Origin of the sequence: Candidatus Chloroploca asiatica, assembly GCF_002532075.1 — a bacterium.
In the GTDB taxonomy this organism is placed as follows: Bacteria; Chloroflexota; Chloroflexia; order Chloroflexales; family Chloroflexaceae; genus Chloroploca; species Chloroploca asiatica.
The window spans coordinates 77,793-102,717 of record NZ_LYXE01000090.1 but is presented as its reverse complement, the minus strand read 5'-3'; the positions used below and the strand labels follow the sequence as shown (position 1 = coordinate 102,717).

Annotated in this window: 21 protein-coding genes; 9 read left to right on the top strand and 12 right to left on the bottom strand. The window is 56.0% G+C overall.

What is annotated here, in order from left to right; translation table 11 throughout:
• Positions 1 to 74: 74 nt before the first annotated feature.
• The 8 genes from atpH to A9Q02_RS11070 all read right to left on the bottom strand — a co-directional run bounded on the left by atpH (position 75) and on the right by A9Q02_RS11070 (position 4,315).
• A complete protein-coding gene (gene atpH / locus A9Q02_RS11105) occupies positions 75 to 566 on the bottom strand; it encodes an ATP synthase F1 subunit delta (protein WP_097653105.1) in 492 nt (163 codons plus the stop codon).
• A 103-nt stretch (positions 567 to 669) separates the two neighbouring features.
• Entirely contained in the window at positions 670 to 1,164 is a 495-nt protein-coding gene (locus A9Q02_RS11100) for a F0F1 ATP synthase subunit B (RefSeq protein WP_097653104.1), read from the bottom strand.
• A 24-nt stretch (positions 1,165 to 1,188) separates the two neighbouring features.
• Complete coding sequence (atpE, locus tag A9Q02_RS11095; protein WP_097653102.1) at positions 1,189 to 1,422, bottom strand: ATP synthase F0 subunit C; 234 nt, start codon at positions 1,420 to 1,422, stop codon at positions 1,189 to 1,191.
• 79 nt (positions 1,423 to 1,501) lie between these two features.
• Positions 1,502 to 2,449, bottom strand: coding sequence for a F0F1 ATP synthase subunit A (atpB, locus tag A9Q02_RS11090; RefSeq protein WP_097653100.1), 948 nt, complete (start codon positions 2,447 to 2,449; stop codon positions 1,502 to 1,504).
• Positions 2,450 to 2,767: 318 nt separating this feature from the next.
• On the bottom strand, positions 2,768 to 3,217 hold the full coding sequence (locus A9Q02_RS11085) for a CoA-binding protein (protein ID WP_097653098.1): 450 nt from the start codon (positions 3,215 to 3,217) through the stop codon (positions 2,768 to 2,770).
• A gap of 30 nt (positions 3,218 to 3,247) precedes the next feature.
• Positions 3,248 to 3,373, bottom strand: coding sequence for a hypothetical protein (locus tag A9Q02_RS25060; RefSeq protein ID WP_097653097.1), 126 nt, complete (start codon positions 3,371 to 3,373; stop codon positions 3,248 to 3,250).
• Between the two features lie 3 nt (positions 3,374 to 3,376).
• Entirely contained in the window at positions 3,377 to 4,084 is a 708-nt protein-coding gene (locus A9Q02_RS11075; RefSeq protein WP_097653095.1) for a zinc metallopeptidase, read from the bottom strand.
• 27 nt (positions 4,085 to 4,111) lie between these two features.
• Positions 4,112 to 4,315, bottom strand: coding sequence for a hypothetical protein (locus A9Q02_RS11070; RefSeq protein ID WP_097653093.1), 204 nt, complete (start codon positions 4,313 to 4,315; stop codon positions 4,112 to 4,114).
• 284 nt (positions 4,316 to 4,599) lie between these two features.
• Between A9Q02_RS11070 and A9Q02_RS11065 the strand changes: the two genes are divergently transcribed.
• The 3 genes from A9Q02_RS11065 to A9Q02_RS11055 are packed head-to-tail and all read left to right on the top strand — an operon-like array spanning position 4,600 to position 7,956.
• On the top strand, positions 4,600 to 5,616 hold the full coding sequence (locus A9Q02_RS11065; protein ID WP_097653091.1) for a thiamine pyrophosphate-dependent dehydrogenase E1 component subunit alpha: 1,017 nt from the start codon (positions 4,600 to 4,602) through the stop codon (positions 5,614 to 5,616).
• Between the two features lie 9 nt (positions 5,617 to 5,625).
• Complete coding sequence (locus A9Q02_RS11060) at positions 5,626 to 6,609, top strand: alpha-ketoacid dehydrogenase subunit beta (protein WP_097653089.1); 984 nt, start codon at positions 5,626 to 5,628, stop codon at positions 6,607 to 6,609.
• Between the two features lie 24 nt (positions 6,610 to 6,633).
• Positions 6,634 to 7,956: a dihydrolipoamide acetyltransferase family protein gene (locus tag A9Q02_RS11055; protein WP_097653087.1), complete on the top strand. Its 1,323-nt coding sequence runs from the start codon at positions 6,634 to 6,636 to the stop codon at positions 7,954 to 7,956.
• Between the two features lie 203 nt (positions 7,957 to 8,159).
• On the opposite strand, the gene A9Q02_RS11050 is transcribed toward A9Q02_RS11055, so the two are convergent.
• Both A9Q02_RS11050 and A9Q02_RS11045 read right to left on the bottom strand, forming a co-directional pair.
• Positions 8,160 to 8,936 carry a DUF429 domain-containing protein gene (locus tag A9Q02_RS11050; RefSeq protein WP_245860498.1) on the bottom strand — a complete coding sequence of 259 codons (777 nt, stop codon included), beginning with the start codon at positions 8,934 to 8,936 and terminating at the stop codon, positions 8,160 to 8,162.
• Positions 8,915 to 9,886, bottom strand: coding sequence for a hypothetical protein (locus A9Q02_RS11045; RefSeq protein WP_245860497.1), 972 nt, complete (start codon positions 9,884 to 9,886; stop codon positions 8,915 to 8,917). The genes A9Q02_RS11050 and A9Q02_RS11045 overlap by 22 nt, the downstream gene beginning before the upstream one ends.
• 243 nt (positions 9,887 to 10,129) lie before the next feature.
• Between A9Q02_RS11045 and tig the strand changes: the two genes are divergently transcribed.
• From tig to A9Q02_RS11015, 6 genes are all read left to right on the top strand, one after another.
• Positions 10,130 to 11,575 carry a trigger factor gene (gene tig / locus A9Q02_RS11040; RefSeq protein ID WP_097653084.1) on the top strand — a complete coding sequence of 482 codons (1,446 nt, stop codon included), beginning with the start codon at positions 10,130 to 10,132 and terminating at the stop codon, positions 11,573 to 11,575.
• Positions 11,572 to 12,219 carry an ATP-dependent Clp protease proteolytic subunit gene (locus A9Q02_RS11035; protein ID WP_097653083.1) on the top strand — a complete coding sequence of 216 codons (648 nt, stop codon included), beginning with the start codon at positions 11,572 to 11,574 and terminating at the stop codon, positions 12,217 to 12,219. Before tig ends, A9Q02_RS11035 begins: the two co-directional genes overlap by 4 nt.
• 108 nt (positions 12,220 to 12,327) lie before the next feature.
• Positions 12,328 to 13,638, top strand: coding sequence for an ATP-dependent Clp protease ATP-binding subunit ClpX (gene clpX / locus A9Q02_RS11030; RefSeq protein ID WP_097653082.1), 1,311 nt, complete (start codon positions 12,328 to 12,330; stop codon positions 13,636 to 13,638).
• 15 nt (positions 13,639 to 13,653) lie between these two features.
• Positions 13,654 to 14,388, top strand: a complete 735-nt coding sequence (locus tag A9Q02_RS11025; protein ID WP_097653081.1) for a response regulator transcription factor — start codon at positions 13,654 to 13,656, stop codon at positions 14,386 to 14,388.
• 12 nt (positions 14,389 to 14,400) lie between these two features.
• On the top strand, positions 14,401 to 15,030 hold the full coding sequence (gene upp, locus A9Q02_RS11020) for a uracil phosphoribosyltransferase (RefSeq protein WP_097653079.1): 630 nt from the start codon (positions 14,401 to 14,403) through the stop codon (positions 15,028 to 15,030).
• A gap of 14 nt (positions 15,031 to 15,044) precedes the next feature.
• The gene (locus tag A9Q02_RS11015; RefSeq protein ID WP_097653077.1) at positions 15,045 to 16,157 is read left to right on the top strand and encodes a glycosyltransferase family 4 protein; all 1,113 of its coding nucleotides are present in this window, start codon (positions 15,045 to 15,047) and stop codon (positions 16,155 to 16,157) included.
• 1 nt (position 16,158) lies between these two features.
• On the opposite strand, the gene A9Q02_RS11010 is transcribed toward A9Q02_RS11015, so the two are convergent.
• Together A9Q02_RS11010 and A9Q02_RS11005 are read right to left on the bottom strand one after the other, a co-directional pair.
• Complete coding sequence (locus A9Q02_RS11010) at positions 16,159 to 16,995, bottom strand: alpha/beta fold hydrolase (RefSeq protein ID WP_097653074.1); 837 nt, start codon at positions 16,993 to 16,995, stop codon at positions 16,159 to 16,161.
• Positions 16,992 to 24,923: a GAF domain-containing protein gene (locus tag A9Q02_RS11005; protein WP_097653071.1), complete on the bottom strand. Its 7,932-nt coding sequence runs from the start codon at positions 24,921 to 24,923 to the stop codon at positions 16,992 to 16,994. Before A9Q02_RS11005 ends, A9Q02_RS11010 begins: the two co-directional genes overlap by 4 nt.
• Positions 24,924 to 24,925: the final 2 nt, after the last annotated feature.

The window sequence follows — 24,925 nt, the reverse complement described above, 5'->3', positions numbered from 1 at the left end:
CAGATGAAAAGCCGGAGCCTGCGGGCGCATACACGTCCTGAAGCCGCCGGCCTTGTCGCCCCTGGATATTGAAACTACCCTGCAAGCATACTGCGCTGCAACACGCTGAGGCGTGTACGCAGACTATTATCAAGCACCTGATCACCGACACGAATAATCAGGCCACCAATCAAGGTCGGATCGACCGCAAAACTCACCACCACGCCTGTGCCATAGCGTTCTTTCAGTTCAGCAAGGATTTTCGCTTGCTGGGCCGACGATAACTCTACGGCGCTTGTCACCACAGCATCAAGGGCCGCTTCGGGTGCCCCACTCGCAAATGCGGTGAAAGCGGTCACAATATCATCCAACTGGCCGAGCAAGCCTTCGCGGGCGAGACCGAGCAAGAAATTACGCACCTGAGGCAGAGCCTGGGGTGGCAACGCTGCATCGATCTGTTTGGCCAACTCACCGTCGGAAACTTTGGCAAGCTTGGGGGCAGCCAACTGCAACTGCTCAACGGCTGTGCCGATCAGTGCATCATAGAGTGTACTTGCGATTGCCCTGGCGTCAACTGTCGTTGCCATAATCTTCTCATTCGTGCGCGGCCTGAGGCCACACGAGCTTGTGAAATACGTTATGTCGCTACGGTCTTCACAGAACGTTCAGGCCACAGCGACAGAACGTGCATTAGTTACGACGACCGAGGGCCGACAACGACTCAGCGATCAGCTTATCGTGCCCACTCGCCTTCAATTCTGCATCGAGAACCCGACTAGCCGTCAACGTGACCAACTCGGCAATCTGATCTTTCGCCTCACGCAACAACTGTTCACGCTCTTGAACCGCCTGGGTGCGGGCCTCATCGCGCACGCGCTCGGCCTCGCGGCGGGCCTGTGCGACAATCTCGGCCTCTTGTGCCCGAGCACGTTCCTGGGCCTGAGCCACAATTGTCGCAGCCTCTTGACGGGCCTTGGCAATCTCGGCATCATAATCCCGTCTGGCGTTAGCCAGTTGCAACTTCACCTGTTCGGCGTCCTTCAAGCTCTGCTCAATCCGCTGTCGGCGCTCTGCAAGCATCGCCAGCACCCGCTGATAGAGCAGCGCGTAGAGGATGACCATCAACAGAACAAAGTTGATGATCTGATAGATCAGCTTGGGCAGATTCAATCCCAGCGCTTCCATGAAGACCCCCTACGTGACGCGACGTTACAGAACACGGAAACCGATCAGGAACGCGATAACCAGACCAAAGATGGCAAGCGCTTCAGCAAACACGATGCCAATGAACATATTGGTAACGATCGTGCCTTGTGCCTCAGGGTTCCGTCCAATCGCCTGCAGCGCACCCGAAACGAGAAAGCCAATCCCGATGCCAGGGCCAATGGCGGCCAGACCAATTGCAAGTGCCGTTGCGAGCAAGCGAGCAGCCTCTACGTCCATTGTGTGTGTACTCCTACGCTATCCTCTATACCTTGTCGTACAGTCTTGTATGGAACAGGGCCGAAAGACCCGGAACCGCTTAGTGATGGGCTCCCTCGGCGTGACCATGATCGTCGCCGTGGTGTTCGGTTGCCAGACCAATGAAGGCAATGGTCAGTACCGAGAAGATAAAGGCCTGAATGAAGCCAACGAAGACTTCAAAGATGTAAAACGGAATAGGCAGAGCAAGGGGCAACAGGAAAATCATCACGATCAGCAGCACTTCGCCCGCAAAGATGTTGCCAAAGAGACGAAACATAAACGCTGGGATACGGGCAATCTCGGAAATGAATTCAAAGATGCCTACAATAAACCCAACTGGCCCGCCCTTTACATTGAAGAATTTCCCGAGGTAGCCGACTCCCAGGGCTCGGAAGCCAAAGTATTCGATGGCGAAGACCGCAATCAGGGCCAGAGCGAGGGTAAGATTCAGATCAGCTGTGGGGGCACGGAACAGCGCAACCAGGCTCTCATTGGGTTGACACCCGAGGTATTTGCTTTCGCCCTCGGCAGCAGCAAACGGTGACGGAACCAGGCCTGCATACGGATCCTTCACATTGAGCGCGAGCGTTGCCTGCTTCTCGCCAGCGTGGCAGAAACCAATGGAACCAAAACCAGGGAGCAACCCCGTCCAATTCGAGACCAGAACCATCAAAAAGATGGTGGCGAGCAGTGGAAAGGCCGCTGGTGTCCACTTCTTGTTGATCGAACTGAAGAAGTTGAACATCATCTCGATCACCCACTCCATAAAGTTCTGGAGCCCTTTGGGTACCATCTGCATATTGCGCGTCGCCAGGAAGGCGATCACAATCAAGAAGATGTCGACCAGAAGCAGGACGAACATGGAGTTGGTGAAATTGGGGATACCGAAGATGTCCTCAGCCTTGACCGAGATGGCAGGCTGACCCATGGGGAAAAGTAACCGTGCGGCAATTCCGGCAATGATCGCGCCAACCACGATCAGGATGTTGCGATTACGTGACGACAACGCACTACCTCCTCGACACTGCCAAACCGCACCCTGGCGGCCAACCTAACTCTGTCACGCGTTATGGTTAGAACGCTTAAGCCAGTTCCCTTGACAGTTGCACCGGCTATTCGTTCCGTCCTTCACAAACAAGAATAACACAGGACGATAAAAAGCACAAGTTGCAACGTGGCTAACGAGACAGGGCTTTTCGGGTGCCAAGGGCGAGTATACCACACCCTTTTTCGTGCGGCAAATGAGGCGAGAATTTGTTTCAGGTGGGAGTGTACAGCGTCGCTGTTCACCCCCACCTGAAACGTGGAATGCTGAACACGTACCCTACGGTGTATGGAGGAAGTGGCGGTAATCAACCATCAGGCAGCGGCTTTGTACGACCTGAATGCCGGCGCGAGCGAGTTGTTCTGCAACCTCATGATGATAAATGCCCGACTGGAACCAGACAGCCTGCGGACGAGCGGCCAGCATATCATCAAGATGGGCTGGCAGGTCTTGCGAGCGACGAAAGACATCAACCAGATCAAGTGGGCCAGGAATGGCGGCAAGCGTTGGATAGACCTGGCGGCCCAGGATGGTCGGAACATCCTGGTCGAGCACTGGGACAGGGACAATCTCGAGCCCCATCTCGACCAGAGCCGCCGGGACATAATGGGCTGGTTTATGTGCCATACGTTCGGGACGAATACCAAGCACCGCCACGCGACGCAACTGACTCAGTAACTGCCTGATCGCATCAGACGTATGCAGCAAATTAGTTTGCCAGTTCTCCATTGGCCCCACCTTTTCTGGTCAACGAACGCTTTAGGCCTCGCTCTCAGATGATCCAAGGATTTTGTTCGTTAGATAGGTTGCGAGCCATGCTGCGGCAAGGCCCAGGGCGAGATTAATCAGACCGTATACCATTCGTCGTCGTAGATCCTGATCCATTGTTTAGTCCCTCCGTCGCATAAGGATGGTGATGAAGTAGAGAAGTTGTGCAATTGATTGAGCTGCCGCAGCAACATAGGTCAGGGCTGCTGCCTGCAAGACCGCATTGACACCTGCAGCTTCGTTGGCTGAGACAAGCCCATTCCGCTCGAGCATTGCTTTGGCACGAGCACTCGCATTGAACTCGACGGGCAACGTCACTAGCGTAAAGGCGACTGCCGCCGAGAACAGGACAACCCCAGCAACCGCGATACTATAACCAAGCTGGCCCTGCCCAACTAGGGAAGCCAGTAAGAGACCAACAAAAAAGAGGATCGTCCCAAGGTTTGAGCCAAGATTGGCAATGCCAACAATGCTGGCCCGGGCACGCAACCAGAAGTACCCCTCTTTGTCTTGAGCGGCATGCCCAAGTTCGTGGGCCACGATCGCCATGGCTGCCACCGAAGGCTGAATGGATCCCTCAGAGAGACGAATAACTTTGTCGCGTGGATCGTAATGATCAGTCAACATGCCATCGATGCGTTCGACCTTGACATGTTGCAGGCCTTCATTGTCCATCAAGGTACGGGCAACGTCGAAACCATTCAGACTGCGCGCACTGCGCACCTGTGACCATTTGTTGTAAGCAGACTTGACCCGGAACTGTGCCCACATGGCGAATAACATCGCAGGGACAGCAAAGAGAAAATAAAGTGGATCAAAAACAAACATTTTTTACTCCGTCGAGATAGGCCATTTTCAGGCTGACGGTGCAGGCGGGGTAGGGTTGGCCGCTGCCCGTCGTTGTTTGATTGTCCGTGCAACCAGCACGACCGTCACGATTGTCGCCCCAATTGCGACACCGATCAAGACACCGCGCAGGAGCGGTTGTTCATCTTCGGCAGGAATGAGGCGAGCGATATCACGCTTCAGGCTCGGCTTCGTGATTGTGTCACTACTCATGAGACGGCATACCTTACGTCAATGCAGAAGCGATGGATTATGAACGAGCATATTGTAGCATGAGGGGCGCAGCTACGCCATAGCAACCTTGCGCTTTTGCAGCGAGACGTGCTCTGTGCTACACTACTATATATCCAGGTGGCCGTCAAAGAAGACGTTGTGTGTCAACTCTGTTTCGCACGAGTGCCAACCGGCGCACACTTTTCAATGCACCCCGTGCCACACGGTTACGGGGTTTTTTGCTGCGTAGCTATTGTGCGTAAGCGCAGATTGAGGAGAGCCTGATGACTGTATCCATTGCTGATCTTGTCCCTGGTGCCTCCGAGTCGGGAGGGGATCTATCGGCAGCGACATTGCGCGAGATGTTTCGGTTTATGTTGCTGGCACGGGTGCTCGATGAGCGGATGTGGTTGCTGAACCGGGCTGGCAAAGCGCCCTTTGTTATTTCGTGCCAGGGTCACGAGGCCGCACAGGTGGGTGCGGCCTTTGCGCTGACCCGTGGCAAGGATTTCACGTTGCCCTATTACCGGGGGCTCGCAACCGTGCTTGTGATGGGGATGACTCCAACCGAAGTGATGCTCGGACTCTTTGCCCGCGCCACTGACCCCAGTTCCGGTGGGCGACAGATGCCAGCCCACTATTCGCATCGCCGCCTCAAGATTATTACGCAGTCGTCACCGGTGGGAACCCAGATTGCCCACGCAGCTGGTGTTGGTCTCGCGGAACGAATTAAAGGTGGTGATGCCGTGGTCTGGACAAGCTTTGGTGAAGGGACAACCAGTCAGGGTGATTTTCATGAGGGCATTAATCTGGCTGCGGTACAGCAGTTGCCGGTCATTTTCCAGTGTGAAAATAATGAATACGCGATCAGTGTTCCTCAGAAGCAGCAGATGGCCGTGACGAGTGTAGCTGACCGTGGGCCAGCCTATGGCATTCCTGGCATCAGTGTGGATGGCACCGATGTGCTCTCGGTCTACGAGGTGACCCGCCGTGCGGTTGAACGAGCCCGGCGTGGCGATGGGTCTACCTTGATTGAGGCGCGGGTCGTTCGTCTCACCGCCCATAGTTCTGATGATAATGATCGTACCTATCGCTCACAGCGTGAACTGAAGAGTATGCGCCTCAGCGATCCTCTGGCCCGTTTTGCGGCCTATCTGCACGACCAGGATATGGTGAGTGAGGCCGAAGAACGCGATCTGCGTGCTGACGTCGCCGCTGAAGTTGATGCGGCAACTGAAGCGGCCGAACAGGCGCCTATGCCCGATCCCGAGACGCTCCATAACCATGTTTATGCACTGTGAGAAACGATTATGCCAGAGATAAACCTGCTGGAGGCCATCCGTCAGGGCCTCGATGAGATGATGGCTCAGGATGAGCGGATCTTTATTTTTGGGGAGGATGTCGGACGCCGTGGCGGGGTCTTTCGCGTGACCGAGGGTTTGATTGATAAATATGGGCCCTTGCGGGTGCTTGACTCACCCCTCGCCGAGAGTGTGATTGTTGGTGCCTGCATCGGGGCCGCGATGAATGATACGCGCCCGATTGCTGAGATTCAGTTTGCGGACTTCATTGCCCCCGCCTTTAACCAGATTGTCCAGGAGGCCGCCCGCATCCATTATCGCTCGAATGGTGACTGGTCGGTGCCGATGGTGATCCGTGCCCCCTATGGCGGCGGGATTCACGGCGCACTCTACCATAGTCAGAGTATCGAGGCTTTTTTTGCGCACGTGCCCGGGCTCAAGGTGGTTGCGCCTGCGACCCCCTATGATGCCAAGGGTCTGTTGAAGAGTGCGATTGAAGATAATAACCCCGTGCTCTTTCTTGAACATAAAAAGACCTATCGTTTGATCAAAGGTCAGGTGCCCGAGCATGATTATCGCGTGCCGATCGGGCCTGCGGAGATCAAACGCCCTGGCGAGGATCTCTCTGTTTTTGCTTACGGCTTGATGATCCATTACTGTCTTGAGGCAGCGCAGAGTCTTGCTGCCAGTGGGGTGAGCGTTGAAGTCGTTGATCTGCGTACGCTGCGCCCGCTGGATGTGCCGACGATCCTGGCGAGTAGCCGACGGACTGGCAAGGTGTTGATTGTTCACGAGGATAACCTGACCGGAGGTTTCGGGGGGGAAATCGCGGCCCTGATCGCCGAGCATGCCTTCGAGCATCTGGATGCCCCAATTGTGCGGCTTGGTGGGCCTGATGTGCCTGCGATGCCATTTGCGCGGTCGCTCGAAGATGCCTTTATGCCGAATCCGCAGAAGATTGCCGAGGCGATGCGCCGCCTCGCCGCCTATTAGTGTGCAGATGGAACGCAACAACCTATGACTACCGAGCTTACGATGCCCCAACTGGGCGAGAGTGTTACTGAGGGAACCATCGGGCGCTGGTTGAAACAACCGGGCGAGACTGTTGCGAAATATGAGCCTCTGCTTGAGGTGATTACCGATAAAGTTGATAGTGAGGTGCCGGCCCCTGTTGCTGGGACGTTGCTGGAGATTTTGGTGCCAGAGGGTGAAACCGTCCGGGTGGGTACGGTCATTGCCCGGCTGGGTAGCCCTGCTGACGCGGTAGCGCCAGTGCCGCCCGAGATGGCGGCGCAACCAGCGCCCACCGAGGCCGGGGCACTTCCTCGTGCCGAGGTTGGGTCTGCTCTGGCAGCTACGCCGACACCCTCTGCATCAGGACACAATACCTTTCTTTCGCCGGTTGTTGCGCGCCTGATCGCTGAACATGGGCTTGATCCAGCGGGTATTCCTGGAACGGGTCAGGGGGGCCGGATTACCAAGCAAGATGTCCTTCGCTTTGTTGCGGCGCGTGATGCTGCCCCCACGAGCGATCCAGTTCAGTTGGCGGCACCTGTCTCAGCCCCGATGCCACCGATGGTGCCCCCGGTTGCGCAGGCGGGGCCAGCAATGCCGGCATCGCACGCACGCCCAGTGGAACGGCTTGCCTTGCCTGAAGACGCTGAATTGGTACCGCTTTCGCCGATGCGTCGCAGGATCGCCGAACACATGGAACGCTCGGTGCGCATCTCGCCCCATGTAACCACGGTGATGGAAGTTGACCTGAGCAGCGTTATGGCGCATCGTGAGGCGCACCGGGCGAGCTTTGAGCAACAGGGCGTACGCCTGACGGTCACACCGTATGTCGTCCAAGCGGTAGCGACGGCGCTAGGCAAAACGCCGGTCTTTAATGGCAGTTTCACCGCCGAAGGCATTGTGATCCATCGGCGCATCCACATTGGGGTGGCCGTTGCGCTTGATGAAGGTCTGCTGGTACCGGTGGTTCGCGATGCCGACGAAAAGAACCTCCTTGGCTTGGCCCGGGCTGTGGGTGACCTGGCAAGCCGCGCACGCACACGGCGGCTCCAACCTGACGAGACCCAGGGCGGCACCTTTACCATCACCAATCACGGGGTCGGAGGTAGCCTCTTTGCCACGCCGATCATCAATCAGCCACAGGCAGCCATCCTCGGTGTCGGGGCGGTCGTCAAACGACCGATCGTCATCACCCAGCATGGGGTAGATGCGATTGCGATCAAGCCTATGGCATATCTGTCACTTACCTTTGATCACCGCATTGCTGACGGGGCAACGGCAGATACGTTGTTGCTGGATATCAAGCGTGCGCTTGAAGCTGTATAGGTGAGGGATGGCGCATAGGTTGGTAGGGCGTTCGCCCTACCAACCTATGCTGATACGGGTGAGGGCGGCATAGCGTTCATCGGTGGCTTGGCGCTCAGGGTGTTCGTTCCGCCCGTATGCTGATACGGGTGAGGGTGGCTTGGCGCTCAGGGTGTTCGTTCCGCCCGTATGCTGATACGGGTGAGGGTGGCATAGCGTCAGCCCTAGATACGCGGCGTCATGATCCAGCCAGTAGCACGATCACCAAAGACCTGGCAACGTGCCTCGCCCCACCGATGGGCATAGAGACCAATGTAGGCACAGAAGAGGGCATCGATCTGGTCTTCGTAGGCTTTGAGGCGCTGTCCGCGTAGAGTGGCGACATCAGGCTCGAGCATAGCGAGGTGGCCATTGAGGCTCGGATCGGTGTTGGTGAGCAAGCGCAGATGCTGTTGATAGATGTGCCATGCTGCGACTCGCTGGTTGTGGTCACGCCCGGGGCGGCTTTTGTATTTCAAGGTTTTGTTGAGTCCGAAGAGGGCGATCATGGCGGGATGCGGATAGACCTCGGTCACCAAACGACCGCTGGCGGTGGGTTCAGGGCAGGTGACAGGCAGAAAACCGTAGGGGGCCAGGCGTTCGAGTAGTTGTTCGCCGCGTACACCAGTGCCATCACGATTGAGCAAGCGGCGATTCGCAGGATGGGCTGCAGCTTCATACGCACGAAAGGCGCGTGCGAGGGCAGTTTCAGCAGGACGCTGACCAGTCACATTGGGCACCCAGAGGGGTGCATCAACGGCAAGGATCGCCGGGCCATCGCCGACCTGAGCCAGCATATAGGCAACAAGATCATCAAGCGCCGTTATCAGGCGTGGTGGTTCAACGAGCGTTGCGCCATGCGGCCCACCACGGAGAACAGCAAGACCACTCGGATTGCGGGCTGACCAAGCCAGATCAAGCCCAAGATAGCTCCAGGGGCCTATCGGAGGGTCGCATACCACTCGTTTTGCAACTCCTGAAACGACTTACCATAGATCTCGACATAATTGGCTGAGCCTGCGGCGCGCCCACGACCATTGGCATAGAGCGTATTGAACTTATCCCAGCCATAGGTACGGGTCAGATAATCAACAAAGCCGGCCCACATATCGTAGGCAACATTCTGATTGCGGCGATCCATGGTCGCAAGACTGCTCGTATAGCCAGCCCGATAGTGCTTTTGGGCGAGTTCTTGGAATGACATGGCACCTGACAGACTCAACCAGTATTCGCCAGCGATCCAACTCGCGAGGCCCTCGAGTAAAACCAGATCGGAACGGGACTGCGCATCTTTGCCATAAGCTTCGGCCTGAAGTGCATGCGCAAACTCGTGCGCCAGAATAACGAGCGCATTATGCATATCTTCGTTGGCACGGTAATAAATACGGACATTTGTATGACCGTAGGTATACGCAATACCACGTGTCCCTCGACCAGGCGCGAGGCTCGTATGGTAGACACCAGCTGAAATGCGCTCATTCAGGGTTACCGCAAAACGGCGTTGCATGTACGAGAGGGCGTGCTCGGACTTGAGAGCAAGCTGGATGACCTGCTCAGGAGAAAAAGTCCCCCGACCTACATAAAAATCGGCTCGGCGACTAGCATAGACAAACTCACCCGGGAGCGCAGGCCCACGTCCGGGGAGGAAACTCGTGGGGGCAACCTTGACTGCCGTCGTCTCATTAAAATCGCGGCGGGCAAGGGTTGCGGTTGGATGCAACGGAATTGGTGTAGCCGTCGCAGTTGGCACAACAGCCACTGCTGAAGGGGTCAGTTGCTGGGGGGCAACAATAACCGCAGCTGAGTACATCGAAGGTGAAGGCTCAGGCACACCAGCTCCTAACAGCACAAAGAGGGTGAGCAAGCCAACAACCGATGCAAGCGCTGTCATTGCGCGTTGAATAGGCGACAAAATAGTTTACTCCTCCAGCACTAACAGGGTGCCGGAAAAAGGCTACGACGCAGATGAAGTTGGGGTAACATGTACCATGAAGAAGAAGCGATGTCAACCAGAGCAACCGACCTGAGACTTTCCACGACCGCATCAACGTGCTATAATGGCACAGGATAGCGTCTCGCAGCGGCGCGTGCTGCTGTGCCTTGTGGTACAGCGATTGTTCGTGCAGTGTAGCTTTGAGTACGGAGAGATGTCAGCGTGAAGGTTACCACCGAAAAATTACCCAAGAGCCGGATGTCTTTGCAGATTGAGCTTGATGCAGCACGCTTCGAGCACGGGCTCGACCAGGCTGCTCGTCGTTTTTCTCAGAAGTATCAGATTCATGGCTTTCGCCGAGGCAAAGCACCGCGTTTTATCATTGAGCGTACCTTTGGGCGCGAAGCACTGATTCAAGATGCGCAGAATGATCTGATCTCAAAAGCCTTTCAGGATGCAATCATCCAGGAAGAGCTCGAACCAATCGGCCCTGCCGAACTTGATGTCATTACCTCGGTTGACCCCTTTGTTTTCACCATTACGGTGCCCTTGCCCCCCACCGTCAAAGTTGGTGATTACCAAGCGATCCAGGTGCCGTTCGAGCCTGATGAAATCACCGACGAACAGCTTGAAGGCATGATGGATGCAATGCGTGATCGTCATGTGGTACTCAAGGAACTGGACGAGCCACGGCCAACCCAGGAGGGAGATAGCCTCAAAGTTCACCTTGAGACCTTTGTCGATGGTGAAACACTTGATGAGCGCGAAGAAGGCGAGGAGCGTGGTGAACATACCCTCGATCTGGTCAAAGGTCGTCTGCTAGACGAACTCTACAATGCACTCATCGGGGTCAACGTTGGTGATACCGTTGACGTTGTTTCGCAGATGGCTGAGGATCACGAAGATGAGCGTGTGCGTGGCAAGGAAGTCACGTTCAAGGTTGAAGTGCTGAGCATGCAACAACGGGTCTTGCCGTTGTGGGAAGAGTTGCCTCAGTTGCAGGAATTCGAGGGAACCCTCGAAGAACTCCGCGCCAAGACGCGTAGTGATCTTGAAACAACGGCGCGTCATGTTGCCGAGCGCAAAGTGCTTGATACATTCATCGACCATGTGCTCGAGATAACCGAGTTTGATATCCCTGACGTCATGATCGAGAACATGGCGGATGATATGCTGAAAGATCAGGGCCGCGAATTTGCTCGCTACGGCATTACGCTCGAGCAGATGCTCCAGTTTCGTGGTGAAACCAGAGAGCAGGCGATTGCAGCCCTCTTGCCCGAGGCCGAGAAGCGCACGAGAGTGACGCTTGCGTTGGCCGAGGTCGTGGAACGTGAAGAATTGAATGTCTCGGAAGAAGAGATCGAGGCCGAGATTATCCGTGCGGTCGCTGATTACAGTGAAGAGCAGCGCGCTCAGGTCATGCATGCCTTTCAGGGGGAGATGCGTGGCATGATTTTCAATGCGTTGATTGACCGTAAATTGCGTGAGCGGGTACTCAAGCTTGCAGCCGGGATTGAACCTAGCGTGGAAGAAGAACCAGTCGATGCGGCAGGGTCTGACGTAGAAGCGCTTGAGGGTGAGGCTGAGGACGCTGAGGCACCCAGCGTGAGCGAAACAGCACCGGTGACACGTGATGAGCCTGTGACAAGTGAGGAACGAACCCTATGAAATGGATTTCGCCCAAGAGCATGGAATGGTCATCACAAGGCCCCGAAGCTCTGATTCCAATGGTTGTTGAGAGTACGAGTCGTGGTGAGCGGGCCTTTGATATTTATTCACGGCTGCTCAAGGAACGGATCATCATTCTTGGGACGCCGGTGGAAGATCAGATTGCTAATCTGATTGTCGCTCAGTTGCTCTTCCTTGAAAGTGAAGATCCCGATCGCGATATCTGGCTCTATATCAATAGCCCTGGCGGTTCGGTTACAGCCGGGTTGGGGATCTATGATACGATGCGCCACATTCGCCCGGATGTTGCCACAGTCTGTGTTGGGATGGCAGGAAGTATGGCAACACCGATCCTTGCGGGTGGAGCGCGCGGCAAACGCTATAGTCTGCCGCACTCGACGATCCATATGCATCCTGCTGGTGGTGGGGCGCGGGGCTATGCGCCTGATGTCGAGATTATGGCGCGTGAGTTGCTGCGTATGCAGCAGGTGGTGCGCGAATTGCTTTCAAAGGATACGGGTCAGACAGTTGAGCGCATTGCCAAAGATTTTGACCGTGATCTCTTTATGACGCCTGAACAGGCCAAAGAGTACGGCATTATTGATGAAATTCTGAGCCGCGAAGATTTGACTGACAAGAAGTGACATGACCGGGTGAGGTCGATCAACGGGCCTGAAAGGGTTAGACCAGAGGTTGCCATGGCAATCTGGGCTTGATGATCGGCCTTGACCTGGGGATTAGCGGAGAAGTTCATGTCCCGTTCTCGTAATAGTGGTAGTAACAATCGTGGAGCGTATGTCTGCTCGTTTTGTGGTCGCGGTCAGGACGAGGTGCAACGCCTGATTGCCGGGCCAGGCACGGTCTTTATCTGTGATGAGTGTGTGGCGCTCTGTAGCGCGATCATTGCCGAAGAGACCGAGCAGCAGATGGCGGCCCCGCGTCGCAATACACCGCCCGGTCCGGCACGTTTGCCTGCGCCGCGTAAGTTGCGTGAGAAACTTGACCAGTATGTGATTGGGCAGGATCGAGCGAAGATCGTGCTTTCAGTTGCCGTCTACAACCACTACAAGCGAGTTCGCGCCGGGGCAAAAATTGATGATGTCGAGATTAGTAAGAGCAATATCCTCTTGCTTGGGCCAACGGGCAGTGGCAAGACCTTGCTTGCACAGACGCTCGCCCGTATTCTTGATGTCCCCTTTGCGATCGCCGACGCAACAGCGCTGACGGAGGCCGGGTATGTTGGTGAGGATGTAGAAAATATCCTCTTGCGTCTGATCCAGGCGGCCGATGGCGATGTTGAGCGTGCGCAGACCGGCATCATCTATCTTGATGAGATTGATAAGATTGCCCGTAAGGCTGATAATCCTTCGATTACGCGCGACGTCTCGGGGGAAGGTGTGCAGCAGGCCCTTTTGAAGATTCTTGAGGGCGGCGTGGCGCATGTGCCACCTTTGCCAGGACGTAAACACCCACAGCAAGAGTATATTTCGTTTGACACGACGAACGTGCTCTTTATCTGTGGTGGTGCCTTCGAAGGCATCGAAACGGTGGTGACGCAGCGCTTGCGGGGTCGGCAAATGATCGGGTTTGGCGGCCAGGCGACAGGGAACACAGTCGATGATCACGCGGCCCTGGTGGCGCAGATCAGTCCTGATGATCTGATGCACTACGGCTTCATCCCTGAATTCATTGGGCGTCTGCCGGTGGTTGTGGCCCTTGAGCCGCTGTCACATAGCGCGATGTCACGGATTCTGACCGAACCGCGCAATGCCGTGATCAAGCAGTATCAGAAGTTGCTGGCACTTGATCATTGTGAGTTAGAATTCACTGCGGATGGGATCGAGGCAATTGTTGAGCGGGCCATGCAGGCGCGTACCGGGGCGCGAGCCTTGCGGAGCATTGTCGAAGAAGTGCTGCTTGATGTGATGTATGAGGTACCGGCCCAGGAACATATTGGACGATGCATTATCAATGCCGAAGTTGTTTACGGGCGCGGCTTGCCGATCTTGATGCCCCGCACCGAACGCAGTGAGTACCGGCGGCGTCTTGATGAAGCCGTCTGATCAGGTTCTATACGGATGCCTTTCCTTCGTACAAATGACCGGGCCGTTGAAGATCCACGCCCCCCCCGGCGTATTTTGATTGCCGACGATGACCCGTCAATCGCCCATCTGATCAAAGTCACCCTCAGTGATCCGCGCTATGAACTGACGGCGGTTAGTAATGGGCTTGAGGCGGTCGAGGCGTTTCGCAAACAGCCGTTTGATGTGGTCATCCTTGACGTCATGATGCCCTTTGCTGATGGCTTTGAAGTATGTCGGCACATCCGGGCTGAAAGCGATGTCCCTATTGTGATGCTGACGAGCCGCGATGGGACTGATGATGTCATTCAAGGCTTTGAACTCGGGGCTGACGATTATATTCGCAAACCATTCAAGACAGTGGAACTGATTGCCCGTGTCGAGTCGATCCTGCGTCGGGTCGAGGGCTATAAGTCGCGACGAGCCCCCCCCACACTGCGGATCGGGCCGCTCTTTATTGATGGTCCACGCCATTACGTGACCGTCCGCGAGCAGAGTGTCAACTTGACGCCAATGGAGTTTGAATTGCTCTATTTTCTGGCGGCGAATCCTGGTCAGGTCTTTGACCGTGAGACACTTTTTCGTGAGGTATGGGGCTACGAGTATGCGGGCGAGACGAATCTGGTAGATGTCTGTATACGACGCCTGCGCGAGAAGGTGGAGGAAGTACCCTCACGCCCGGTGTTGATTGTGACGGTTCGAGGTGTAGGGTATAAACTCACTGAAGCTTAAAGGTGTCTTGCTATGGGCGATCAGGTTTTTGTTTCCACCCATCCGCTTGTTCAACATAAACTAGCCTTGCTCAGGAGCAATCTGACTGAACCGAAGAAATTCCGCGAACTGGTGCGCGAGATTGCCCAGTTGCTCTTTTATGAAGCGACGGAAGATCTTAGTCTTGCCCCGCTGACGGTGCAGACACCGCTGGCCCCGTGTGAAGGCTTTGAAGTCGCTGATCGCATCGGCGTCATTCCGATTCTGCGGGCGGGCCTGGGAATGTCTGAGGCCATTATTGATATTTTGCCTACCGTGCATGTGTGGCATCTCGGGCTCTACCGTGATCACGAGACGCTTCAGCCGGTCACGTATTACAATAAACTGCCTTCAGAACCGAATATTGATCTGTCGTTGATCGTTGATCCAATGCTGGCCACGGGTGGCTCAGCCGTAGCGGCAGTCGATATTCTCAAGCAGTGGGGGTCGCGCCGGATCAAATTTCTCGGGTTGATTGCTGCCCCCGAGGGTGTGCAGGCATTGACGGCTGCGCATCCGGATGTTGATATTCATCTGGCCGCGATTGACAGCTTTCTCAATGAGCTTGGCTACATTGTGCCAGGCCTCGGTGATGCCGGCGACCGTCAGTTTGGGACGGGTTGATTGGGCACCGTGACATGGTAATCCTTGCCCTGGCGCTCACCTTTGGGGTTGCCCTGGTGCTCACCGCCTTGCTTACGCCACCGCTGATCCGGTTGAGCAAGCGCGAGGGATGGGTTGCGCAGCCAGGGCCGCGCCATGTGCATCGGATCGCGACACCAACAGTCGGTGGCCTGGCGATGATTGCTGGTTTTGCCATCGCCTTGCTCGCCAGTTTTGCCTTTGAGCAGCTTGATCCTGTGTTGCAACGCACCTCAGCCGAACGCACGCGGCTCGGGTTGTTGCTGGCGGGGTTGAGCGTCGTGGCGTGCGTCAGCCTCATTGACGACCTGCGCAATCTGCCCGCCGGACGTCGTCTTGTGCTGCATATCGTGGCGGCTTTGATCGCGGTTGGCCCCTACCTCTGGGATCAGACACTCTATCCTGATGCGATGGGGCAAGCCACCGAGGCACGGGGCATTATTCTGACAGCCTTTAATTTCCCCTTTCTCCAACAGATCCATCTGCATAACCTGAGTCCGTGGCTTGCGATTGGGGCCACGGTCTTCTGGATTGTCGGGATGCAGAATATGGTCAACTGGACAGATGGATTGGATGGATTGGCGGGGGGCATCACGCTCATTGCCGGGGTTATTCTCGCCTTGCACACCCTGAGTCTTGAGCCGCCACAATACACGGTTGCGTTTCTACCGCTTGCGCTGGCGGGGGCATGTGCGGGCTTTTTACCCTTTAACCTGCACCCGGCACGCACGTTTATGGGTGATGTGGGCGCGATGTCACTGGGGTACATTCTAGGGGTCAGTGCCATCATTGGTGGGGCCAAACTAGCCACCGCGTTACTCGTGATGGGGGTGCCCTTGATTGACATGGCCTGGCTGATTCTGAGCCGTACGGTGCGGGGCGACTCGGCTGCACATGCGGGACGTGATCACCTGCACCATCGCCTGCTGGATCTAGGCCTCTCACAGCGGCAAGTCGTTATGATCTACTACACGCTCAGCACCGTTTTTGGAGTGATCGCCCTGCTTGCCATCCCAGCGAGTGCAAAACTGGTGGCCTTGCTCTGTCTCGGCCTGATTGTCCTGGGCATGATGCTCTATGCGATGCGGCGGAGCGCGGTACAGGTATAGATTAGAGATACTCGCGCTGATTGACCCGTCGTTTCCATTCCTCCTTGATCTCCACCGGTTGCTGTTCAGCGATGAGAAAATCGAGCAACAGGCGTGAAAAGGTTGTCGTTTGCTCAAGGAAGGGGAAGTGGTTAGCTCTGGGCAGAATCAGCAACTGCACCGGGCGATCATGGAGTTGATTGAGAAACATAACGTGGTCAAGATTGATAATCTTATCTTGGGCGCCATAGACCGCCAGGAGGGGGCGCTCAAGCACATTGACGGTTGAGCGGAGATCGGTATCAAAGAGGGATTCTTGCACACTGGCGAGCACTGTTTCACTGAGGCCCTCGGTATCTTCGAGCAGTTCGTGTTGCACTTCAGGATCAGTGATCGGGATGCTGCGGAGCAACTTCGACCAGACATTGCTTGGATTCGATTTACCGAGGAGGCGCGAAAAAGTACCTGGCTTGACCAGATCGGCGAGGGTATGGCCTTGCATCGGGGTCGAGACCGTCATCAGGCGTAAAAAGCGATCTGGTTGCTCGCGTGCAGCCCGTATCGCCACCATGCCACCGAGGCCGTGACCGACCAGATTAGCTTTGGCAATCCCCATCTGATCCATAAATTGGCCGAGCATATGCACATAATCAGTAATCGTGAAATGACTACCGTGCCGATCGCTCTCACCGAAGCCCCAGAAATCGAGGGCATAGGCACGGTAGCGCTCGGAGACAAGATCCATCGTTGAGACCCAGTAACGCCACGAGCCGAGCCAGCTATGGAGGAAAATAATTGGCTGGCCACGTCCTACGACCTCGTAGTGAACCAGACGATTGTCAAGATGAATGGCACTCACGTGGCGTCCTCGTCAGTCTGCTCAGCTTCAGGCTGGTCAAGGGGCAGAATAAAACTAAAGACACTGCCGCGTCCCGGTTCGCTATAAGGTACCCACATTTCGCCCCCGTGTTGTTCCACAATCTGTTTGGCAATCGCCAGGCCGAGACCGGTGCCTCCGGTGATATCACGGAGGGGATTATCCGCACGGTAGAAGGGACGGAAGAGTTTCTTGAGTTGGGCGGGGGTCATGCCGACGCCAGTATCTTCGACTTCGATCTGGAGCATGCCACCTGGATTCATAAAAGCCCGGACGTGGATGTGCCCGCCTTCAAAGGTATACTTGACGGCATTCGAGAAGAGATTGAAGAAGACCTGGCTAATGCGGCGTTGATCGCCCATCACGAGCGGCAGATCGTCGGGGACATCAAGCGAGACATGCATCTGCTTATGCTCGGCCTCGAGCAGCAACGACTGCACGGCCTCTTTAATCAAAGATGGAATATCAATGTCACTAATCTGAAGTTTACGCTTGGAGTCGGGGCGCGAGAATTCTAGAATATCGTCAATCAGCGCCCGGAGGCGATTGGTATTATTTTTGATAATCTGGAGAAACCCAATCTGATCCTCATTCAGGCTATCCGCAGCGGTCAACAGCAGAACATCGACATAGCCTTTAACTGCCGTGAGGGGCGTCCGCAGTTCGTGGCTCACATCCGAGATAAACTGGCGTTTCGCCTGATCGGCCTCGATTTCACCGGTCACATCACGTAACACAGCGACATTGCCATAATGGTCGCCACTAGGACCAATGACGGGGGCCAGATTAGCCGCAATAAACTGGGTCGGATCGGTGAGATCAATCGAAGTTGAGTAGATCTGCTGATGCAACTCCACCTGTTTGAGGCCATTGGCGAGCGCCTGGAAGATCGCCCGTGCACGCCGTTGCACGGCCATATCATCGGTGTTGAGGTGTTCGAGGATACTCAGCGGATGACCAAGCACCATGTCCGAAGCAACCTCGACGACCTGTTCAGCTGCGGGATTGAAGAGGGTAATGCACTGGTCGGGATCGAGCACGATAATGCCCTCACTGACCGAGCTAAAGACAGCGGCGCGTTTGGAGCTCTCTTCGCGTTGGGCTTCGAGGAGTAAGCCATTGCTATTCGCGAGATCATTAATATAGCTATAGAGTTGGGCATTCGAGACGGCAGCTGCAACGACGCTGGCAATCGTGCCAAGGAGATTCATCTGCGAGTCGGTAAAATAGTTCACCTGGGTACTCGAGAGCACGAGCACCCCAAGGGCCTGGTCGCTGGTTTGCAAAGGTACAGCAGCAGCAGAGCGTACATCATCAGCGCGTCCGGGTTCTTGTTGCCAGCGCGGATCCTGGAGGACATCAGGGATATTGACCGACTCGTGGTATTGCATCACCCAGCCGGCGAGTCCCTCACCGCCGCCCAGGCTGAGGGGGATATTCGCGGTACGGGCATCACCAAGGCCAAAGAGCACAGCACGGCAGATAAGCACCTGGGTTTCGGGGTCGCGGAGCATAATTGACCCGCGTGTGACGCCAAGATTCAGCGAGATCGACTCGAGGGATTCGCGCAGAATGATCGACGTATCAAGCTGGGTTGTCAATTCAAGCGTAATGGTATGGACAGCTTCGAGGCGTTCTTTTTCCTCAGAGAGTTGCTGATTCGCGAGTTCAACCTCAGCGGTTCGTTCTTTCACGCGATGCTCAAGATCGGCGGCGAGATTCGAGACCTCGGCGAAGAGGCGGGCACTCTTGAGGGCCTGACCGGCCTGATTTGCGAGAATGCCAAGCAGAGAAATCTGTTGAGACGACCATTCGTGAGGTTGATACAATCCGATCCAAATCACACCAAGGCGTTCATCGTGCAGACCAATCGCGGTACCGACGACACTACGAATACCGAGACGGAGCGCATCGGGATTTGAATCTTCGAGTACATGGAGATCGGCGATGGCGAGAGGGGCATTCCGTTCGAGCAGCGCGTGGGTCATCCCGTGGAAGCGGAAGTCGATATGAAGATCGTCACGGAGGCCAGAGGCATCAACGAGCACCTGCTGTTCGATGGTTCCGTGAGCATCAAGGCGTAGCACGGCGCACAACTCGGCATTGAGCAACCCAAGCGCACCGGACGCAATGAGGCGCTGGGTCTCATCGAGATCAAGGGAACCTGCGAGGCTACGCGTCACATCGAGGAGCGTCTGCATCTCGTCGGCATTGCGCGTCATTTCGCTAAAGAGGCGGGCATTATTGATGGCGGCTGCGGCCTGATTCGCCACTGTCATCAAGAAACGCTCGTCGCCCTCGGTAAAAGCACGTGGTTCATAGCTCTGCACATTGATCACGCCGAGGGGTTGATTGCCAAACAGGATGGGCACAACCAGCAGCGATTCGACCGGATACTCGACCAGCGCGGGATCAAATGGTTCCGGGAGCAAGCCAGCGGTCAGGATATCATCGCGGCTCGTGAACAGGAGCGACTGATGAGACTGGACAACCCTGGCATTCACCGCATCACGGAGCATCTGGGCGGTAGGCTGCACACGAAGGCCCTGATGATAGGCGAGGGGGCAGGTAAAGGTATTGGTGGGGACATCATAGAGAGTCACCATTGAAGTACGGACATCAAGAACCTTGCCAATGCCCTCGTGGAGATGGGAAATGAGGTCATCAAGTTGGAGGGTGGCATTGACATCAGCGCTAATCGTATTGATGGTCGAGAGCTCGTGAATGTTCTGTTCGCGTTCCTGAAAGAGGCGGGCGGTCTGAAGGGCCGTCGCCGCTTGGTCAGCGAGACCTAACAAGAGCGCCTGTTCGTCCTGACTAAAATGACGTTCGGCGTTCGTCATCACACTGAGGACACCGATCGTTTCGCCCTGATAGATGACGGGCACACCCATATAGGAGATGAGGTGATTTTCGCGCTGGTAGGTTGGATAGAGTGACGTGCCAGAGAGTTCCACATTATCAATAATGAGCGGTTTGCGAGTGGAGGCGACGCGTCCGGTCATACCTTCACCGACGGGAACGCGCATACTCTGGCGTTGGTCAATGGGAATGCCCGCAATGGCGATTGGTACCAGGACATCCTCACCATTGATAATCCAGAGTGCCACCGTAGCCACACCGAGGCTTCGGCTCACCAGATCCATCAGTTTATTCAGCACCTCATCGGCGCGCAAGAGTGAGGAGAGGATCCCGGCGGCATCAAGCACCGTCGAGAGGTCTTTCACCTTTTGTTCAAGGGCCTCGGCACTCGCACTTGCGGCGGCAAACGCTTGAGCGCGGCTAATCGCGGTCGAGGTTTGATTCGCGATCGTATGGCACAGCTTGACGCGCTGGGTACTGAACTCACCGACTCGGCCAACAAAATCGAGGCCCACGGCACCGATTACCTCTTCCGCGACAACAAGCGGTACGAGGGCAATCGAGCGAATATCAAGCTCACGGAAGGTAGCATGAGAAAGGACAAAGAGTGGATCATGCTGCGCATCAAGGGCAACCAGCGGCTCGCGGTGTTGATCGAGCCAATCAACGGACGGGCTATCGCGCAGCGGAATGCGGATCTGATCAAGAACGCCACTGGCTCGATGTTCAGCGACAGCATAGGCAACCCCAGCCTCGCGGTCATAGATGACCAGTCGGGCCTGATCGACGCGCGTGGCCTGTGCCATCGCATCGACCACGAGTTGATAGATCGCCTGGACATCAGTTTCGGCACTCGCCATGAACGATACCTGATTGACGAGTTGCAAATGGTCAACCTGGGCCTCGGCCTGTTCGAGCAAGCGTGCATTCTGGACACCGAGGGCCAGTTGATTTGCTACCGTCGTCAAGAAGGAGCGTTCACGCGGGCCATACAACCCGGGGCTATAACTCATGACGGCAATGACACCGACAACACTGCTCTCGCCAACGAGCAACGGCACCCCCAGCCATGAGGCCGAGACGCGTTCGGTACCAAAGGTAACCGGGTTGAAGTTCTCGTCCATCTCTTCCTGACGGAGATCGTGGAAGAGCAGGGGGCTACGGGTCTGAATAATCCGTGCGGTCAAACTCGTTGGACTGGGGGTACGCCAATGATCATCGAACGTCAAGATCTCATCATCAACTTCAATCGAGAGAGTGATCCGATTCTCTTCTTCATAGTAGATAAAGACAAAGAAGGAATCGAGTGACAGGAAACTCTTCAGGTGATCATAGACCTGTTCAAGCATCATCTGGAGATCGAGGGTTGAACTGGTAACGTGGCCAATCTGATTGATCACATCAAGCTCAGTGAGGCGGCGTTCGCGCTCATCGAAGAGACTTGCCCGTTCGATTGCAATAGCAAGCTGGCTGGCGACCGTTGACAGGAACTGAACCTCAGGTTGGGCAAAGGCATGGGGTTGCACATCTTGCAGACAGAGCAGACCGATAGCGCGGCCCTGACTGATGAGCGGCACCCCCAGCCAGGAACGAATGGATGCTGCTTCATCGGCATAATGCACAGCCTGAGCCTGATAGGCTGGTTGAGCCCAGAGATCCGCGATCAACAGTGGTTCGCCATTGTGGAGTACCAGTTCAATCAGGCCCGATCTTGGCACCACGGTCTTATGCATGGCATAGGCCAATTCGTTGCCTTGCATAAACAGATTGAAATAGATATCATCGGTCTCGTGGTGATAGCTTGCCACAAAGAAGAAACTTGGCACCCCAAGGAAGGAGGTAAGCTCGGCATAGACACGGTTGAGCAGGGTATCGAGATCAGTGGTTGAGGTTGCGGCCGTACCAACCTGAAAGAGGGCAGTCATCTCGTCGGCGCGGGCATCGGCATCACGCAAAAGCCAGGCATTCTCGATCGCGATAGCGGCTTGGTCAGCAAAGATTGCGAGTGGCTCAACGGTACGTTCAGTTGGACGGCGATGATCGAGCGGATCGGCGACCAGCATGACCCCGAGCAGATCGCCGTCAGTGGCATAGAGGGGCACACAGAGGCGGTCGCTCATTTGCCACTCGGAGGACAAGGGCTCGTCATCACCTTGCAGATACGCAAAAATGTTGGTCTCAAACTCGCTTTCGATCACACGAGCTTCTTGAGCGGGAATGAAATAGCAGCGTCCGAGCCGAAAACGAGGTTCGAGATAACGAGTTACGAGGCGATCATCAAGCGTCAGTTGTTTCATTGAGGCAAGCACATCGCGTGGAATACCCGCAGCGGCGAACGGCGTGAGCAGACGAGGTTGCTGGGGGCTGGTCAGGCAGAAGAGCGCCTTACGATAATTGGCCGACTCGACGGCACTATACGCGACCTGTTCGAGCAGATTCTCAAGCGAACGCTCACCGCGCAGGGCCTGACCAATTTCGAGCACATTATTCAGGATCTCGGCTTTTGTCTCCTGGGTACGGTAGAGGTGTTCCAACTCGGCGTAACGCTGGGCATTGCCAATCCCAACCGCGGCCTGGTGGGTCAGGGCACGCAAAAACTCAACGGCATCATAATCAAACGCACGCAAACGAGGTGCAAAAAGGATCAAGACCCCATAGACCCCAGCCTGATAGAAGATAGGGGCTGCGAGGGCTGACTGCTTATCGGCAAGGTGTTCAGGAACCCACTCATCAGCAGACAACCGATCGTTGAACTCGGGCTCACGTCGTTCGAGGGCGCGCCAGGCCGTGGTTGCGGTGAAGGGCAAAGGAGTGCCGATCAATTGATCATGGCGTGCCGTTTCAAACCCAACTGCCTCAGCAATAAAATAGACCGAACGAACCTGTGGTACAGCGGTATCGAGGGCATCGCGATAGATGGCGGGGGTTTGCTGGTCACCCAACCCGAGCGTATCGAGCAGCAGTGCGTGTTCAGCCGTCTCATCATCAGCGGTGTTACGGAGAGCGATCAAGCCATGGCTCGCCCCGGTCACCTTGAGGGCCTGATCGAGCACATACCGCAGGATCTCTTTCTGGTCGAGCGTGGAGGCAAGCTGACTCGAGACGCGCTGGAGTGCGCGCAACTGTTCAATACGAGCCTGAAGACTGGTGTCCGCCTGTTCATAGCGACTGGCATTGGCAATGGCCTGCGCGGCATAGCCAGCGACAATCGTGAGCAAACGGGCATCATCTTCGGTAAAAGCGCCAGGTTGTACTGCAAACAACTCACAGGTTCCAAGCAATTCTTCGCGGAGGCGCAACGGAACCCCCAGATAGGATCGTGCAGGCCCCTGATCAGTGAGTTTGACAGCACCTGAAAGATGCAGATCGCGGAGTTGAGGTGGAAGGTGTGCGAGGTCACTAATGCGCAGGGTACGCTGATGACGTGAAAGCCAGGTGGTCAACTCAGCCGCAGCGAGTGCCTCGTCGAGACCCCACTGGGCACCGAGGCGCAACGCTTGCGCACGTTGATCAACAAGGGTAATGCGGGCACCGTTAAAACGAGCGAGTTCCTTGGCCCCGGCGAGGATCGCCTCGATCGTCTCTTCAAGCGAGAGTTCTGCCGTCAGTTTTTGACTAATGCTCTGCAGCAACTCAAGCTCGGTGGCGCGTTGCTGGGCCGCGAGATAGAGGCGGCGATTAAGAATAGCCGTTGCAACCTGAGCGGCGAGCACCTGTGCGAGGTTGCGGTCAGTTGGCGAGACAGGGTGACGGGGGCGGTTGAAGCCAAGCGTCATCAACCCGAGGATCTGATCCTGACCGCGCAGCGTCAAAACGAGCGCACTCTGGCAGCCTGCGGCAGCGAGGATCGCGGCGAAATCATTATGGCTGGCGATCGCCTGCGTATCCTCGATCAGCATCGTCTCGTCGCGACCCACTTGCGCGAGGATAAACCTGGCCCCTTTCAGGGTCGAAGGAAAGCGTCCATTGCGCTCGGCATGGTGGGTCGAGTCGTCGCTGTAGACACTGATAGTATGCAGCGTATCGGGCGGTGATTGTTCGACCAGATGCACAGCACAGATATCAGCTTTGAGGGTAAGGGCAATATTCTCGGTTGCGCGGGCGAGCATACCGTCAAGTTGACCAGTGCCGGTAATCTGTTGACTATTTTCATAGAGGACGAAGAGCTCACGGGCACGCTGTTGTTGATGGCTCAAGAGGCGTGCATTGCGCACCAGCAGCATCACCTGGGAGGCACATACGTCAGCGGCCTGCAAGAGCCAGGCCGCAACGTGCGCATGCTTCAAGAGGAAGACGAGGGTACCGACAGGTTCGTCCTGATGCTTGAGCGGCACCGCCAGCGCGGGTCGGGCAAGGTCTTGTGGGGGGGGCTGGGTCGTGCGACCTAGGTCAAGCGTCAGTGTGCCAACTTGCATGCCCTGGAGGGCCTGAACAATCAGGTTTTCACTTGACAGGGGCAAGCTCGTGGTGAGGCGCAGATCACGCGTACCGAGGGCGAGCAAATTGAGGCGGCCTTCATCGGGGTCAACGGTATAGATCGCGCCCGCCTCAACCTGCAGAAGGGAGGCAACACTGGCCAGAAACGACTGAAGCAGGGTCACGAGATCGCGATCACCGACCAGTTTGAGCCTAGCGGCGGCGATTTCATAGATCTGCTCGATCTGATTTGAGGCAAGTAAGCGCTGCTGGGAGGCGATCAAGAAGGCAAGTTGCGCCGCGAGGGCGGCACGAAACGCAGGTTCGAGGAGAACACCGTAGGGCTCATGGAGGAACAACTGCCCGACCAACTCAGCATCTGCACGACACTCGAGGAGGGCCGAGGCTTCAGGCGGTGCAAACTCCGCACCCCAGGCTGCGGTAGCCACGACATATCCTTGCTCACAGAGTTCAAGGCGACCTGCTGAGCAAGGAAGATAGCGAGTCAGTAACGCAACGAGCCGACCGGCATAGTCGGCTGAGGGTACTGGTGTTTGATGTTGCATGCTCTGGGCAAGCTGTGCGAGCAATTCCCAGCCTGTTGCAGAGGTCAGGGCAAGTGTGGTATCCATAG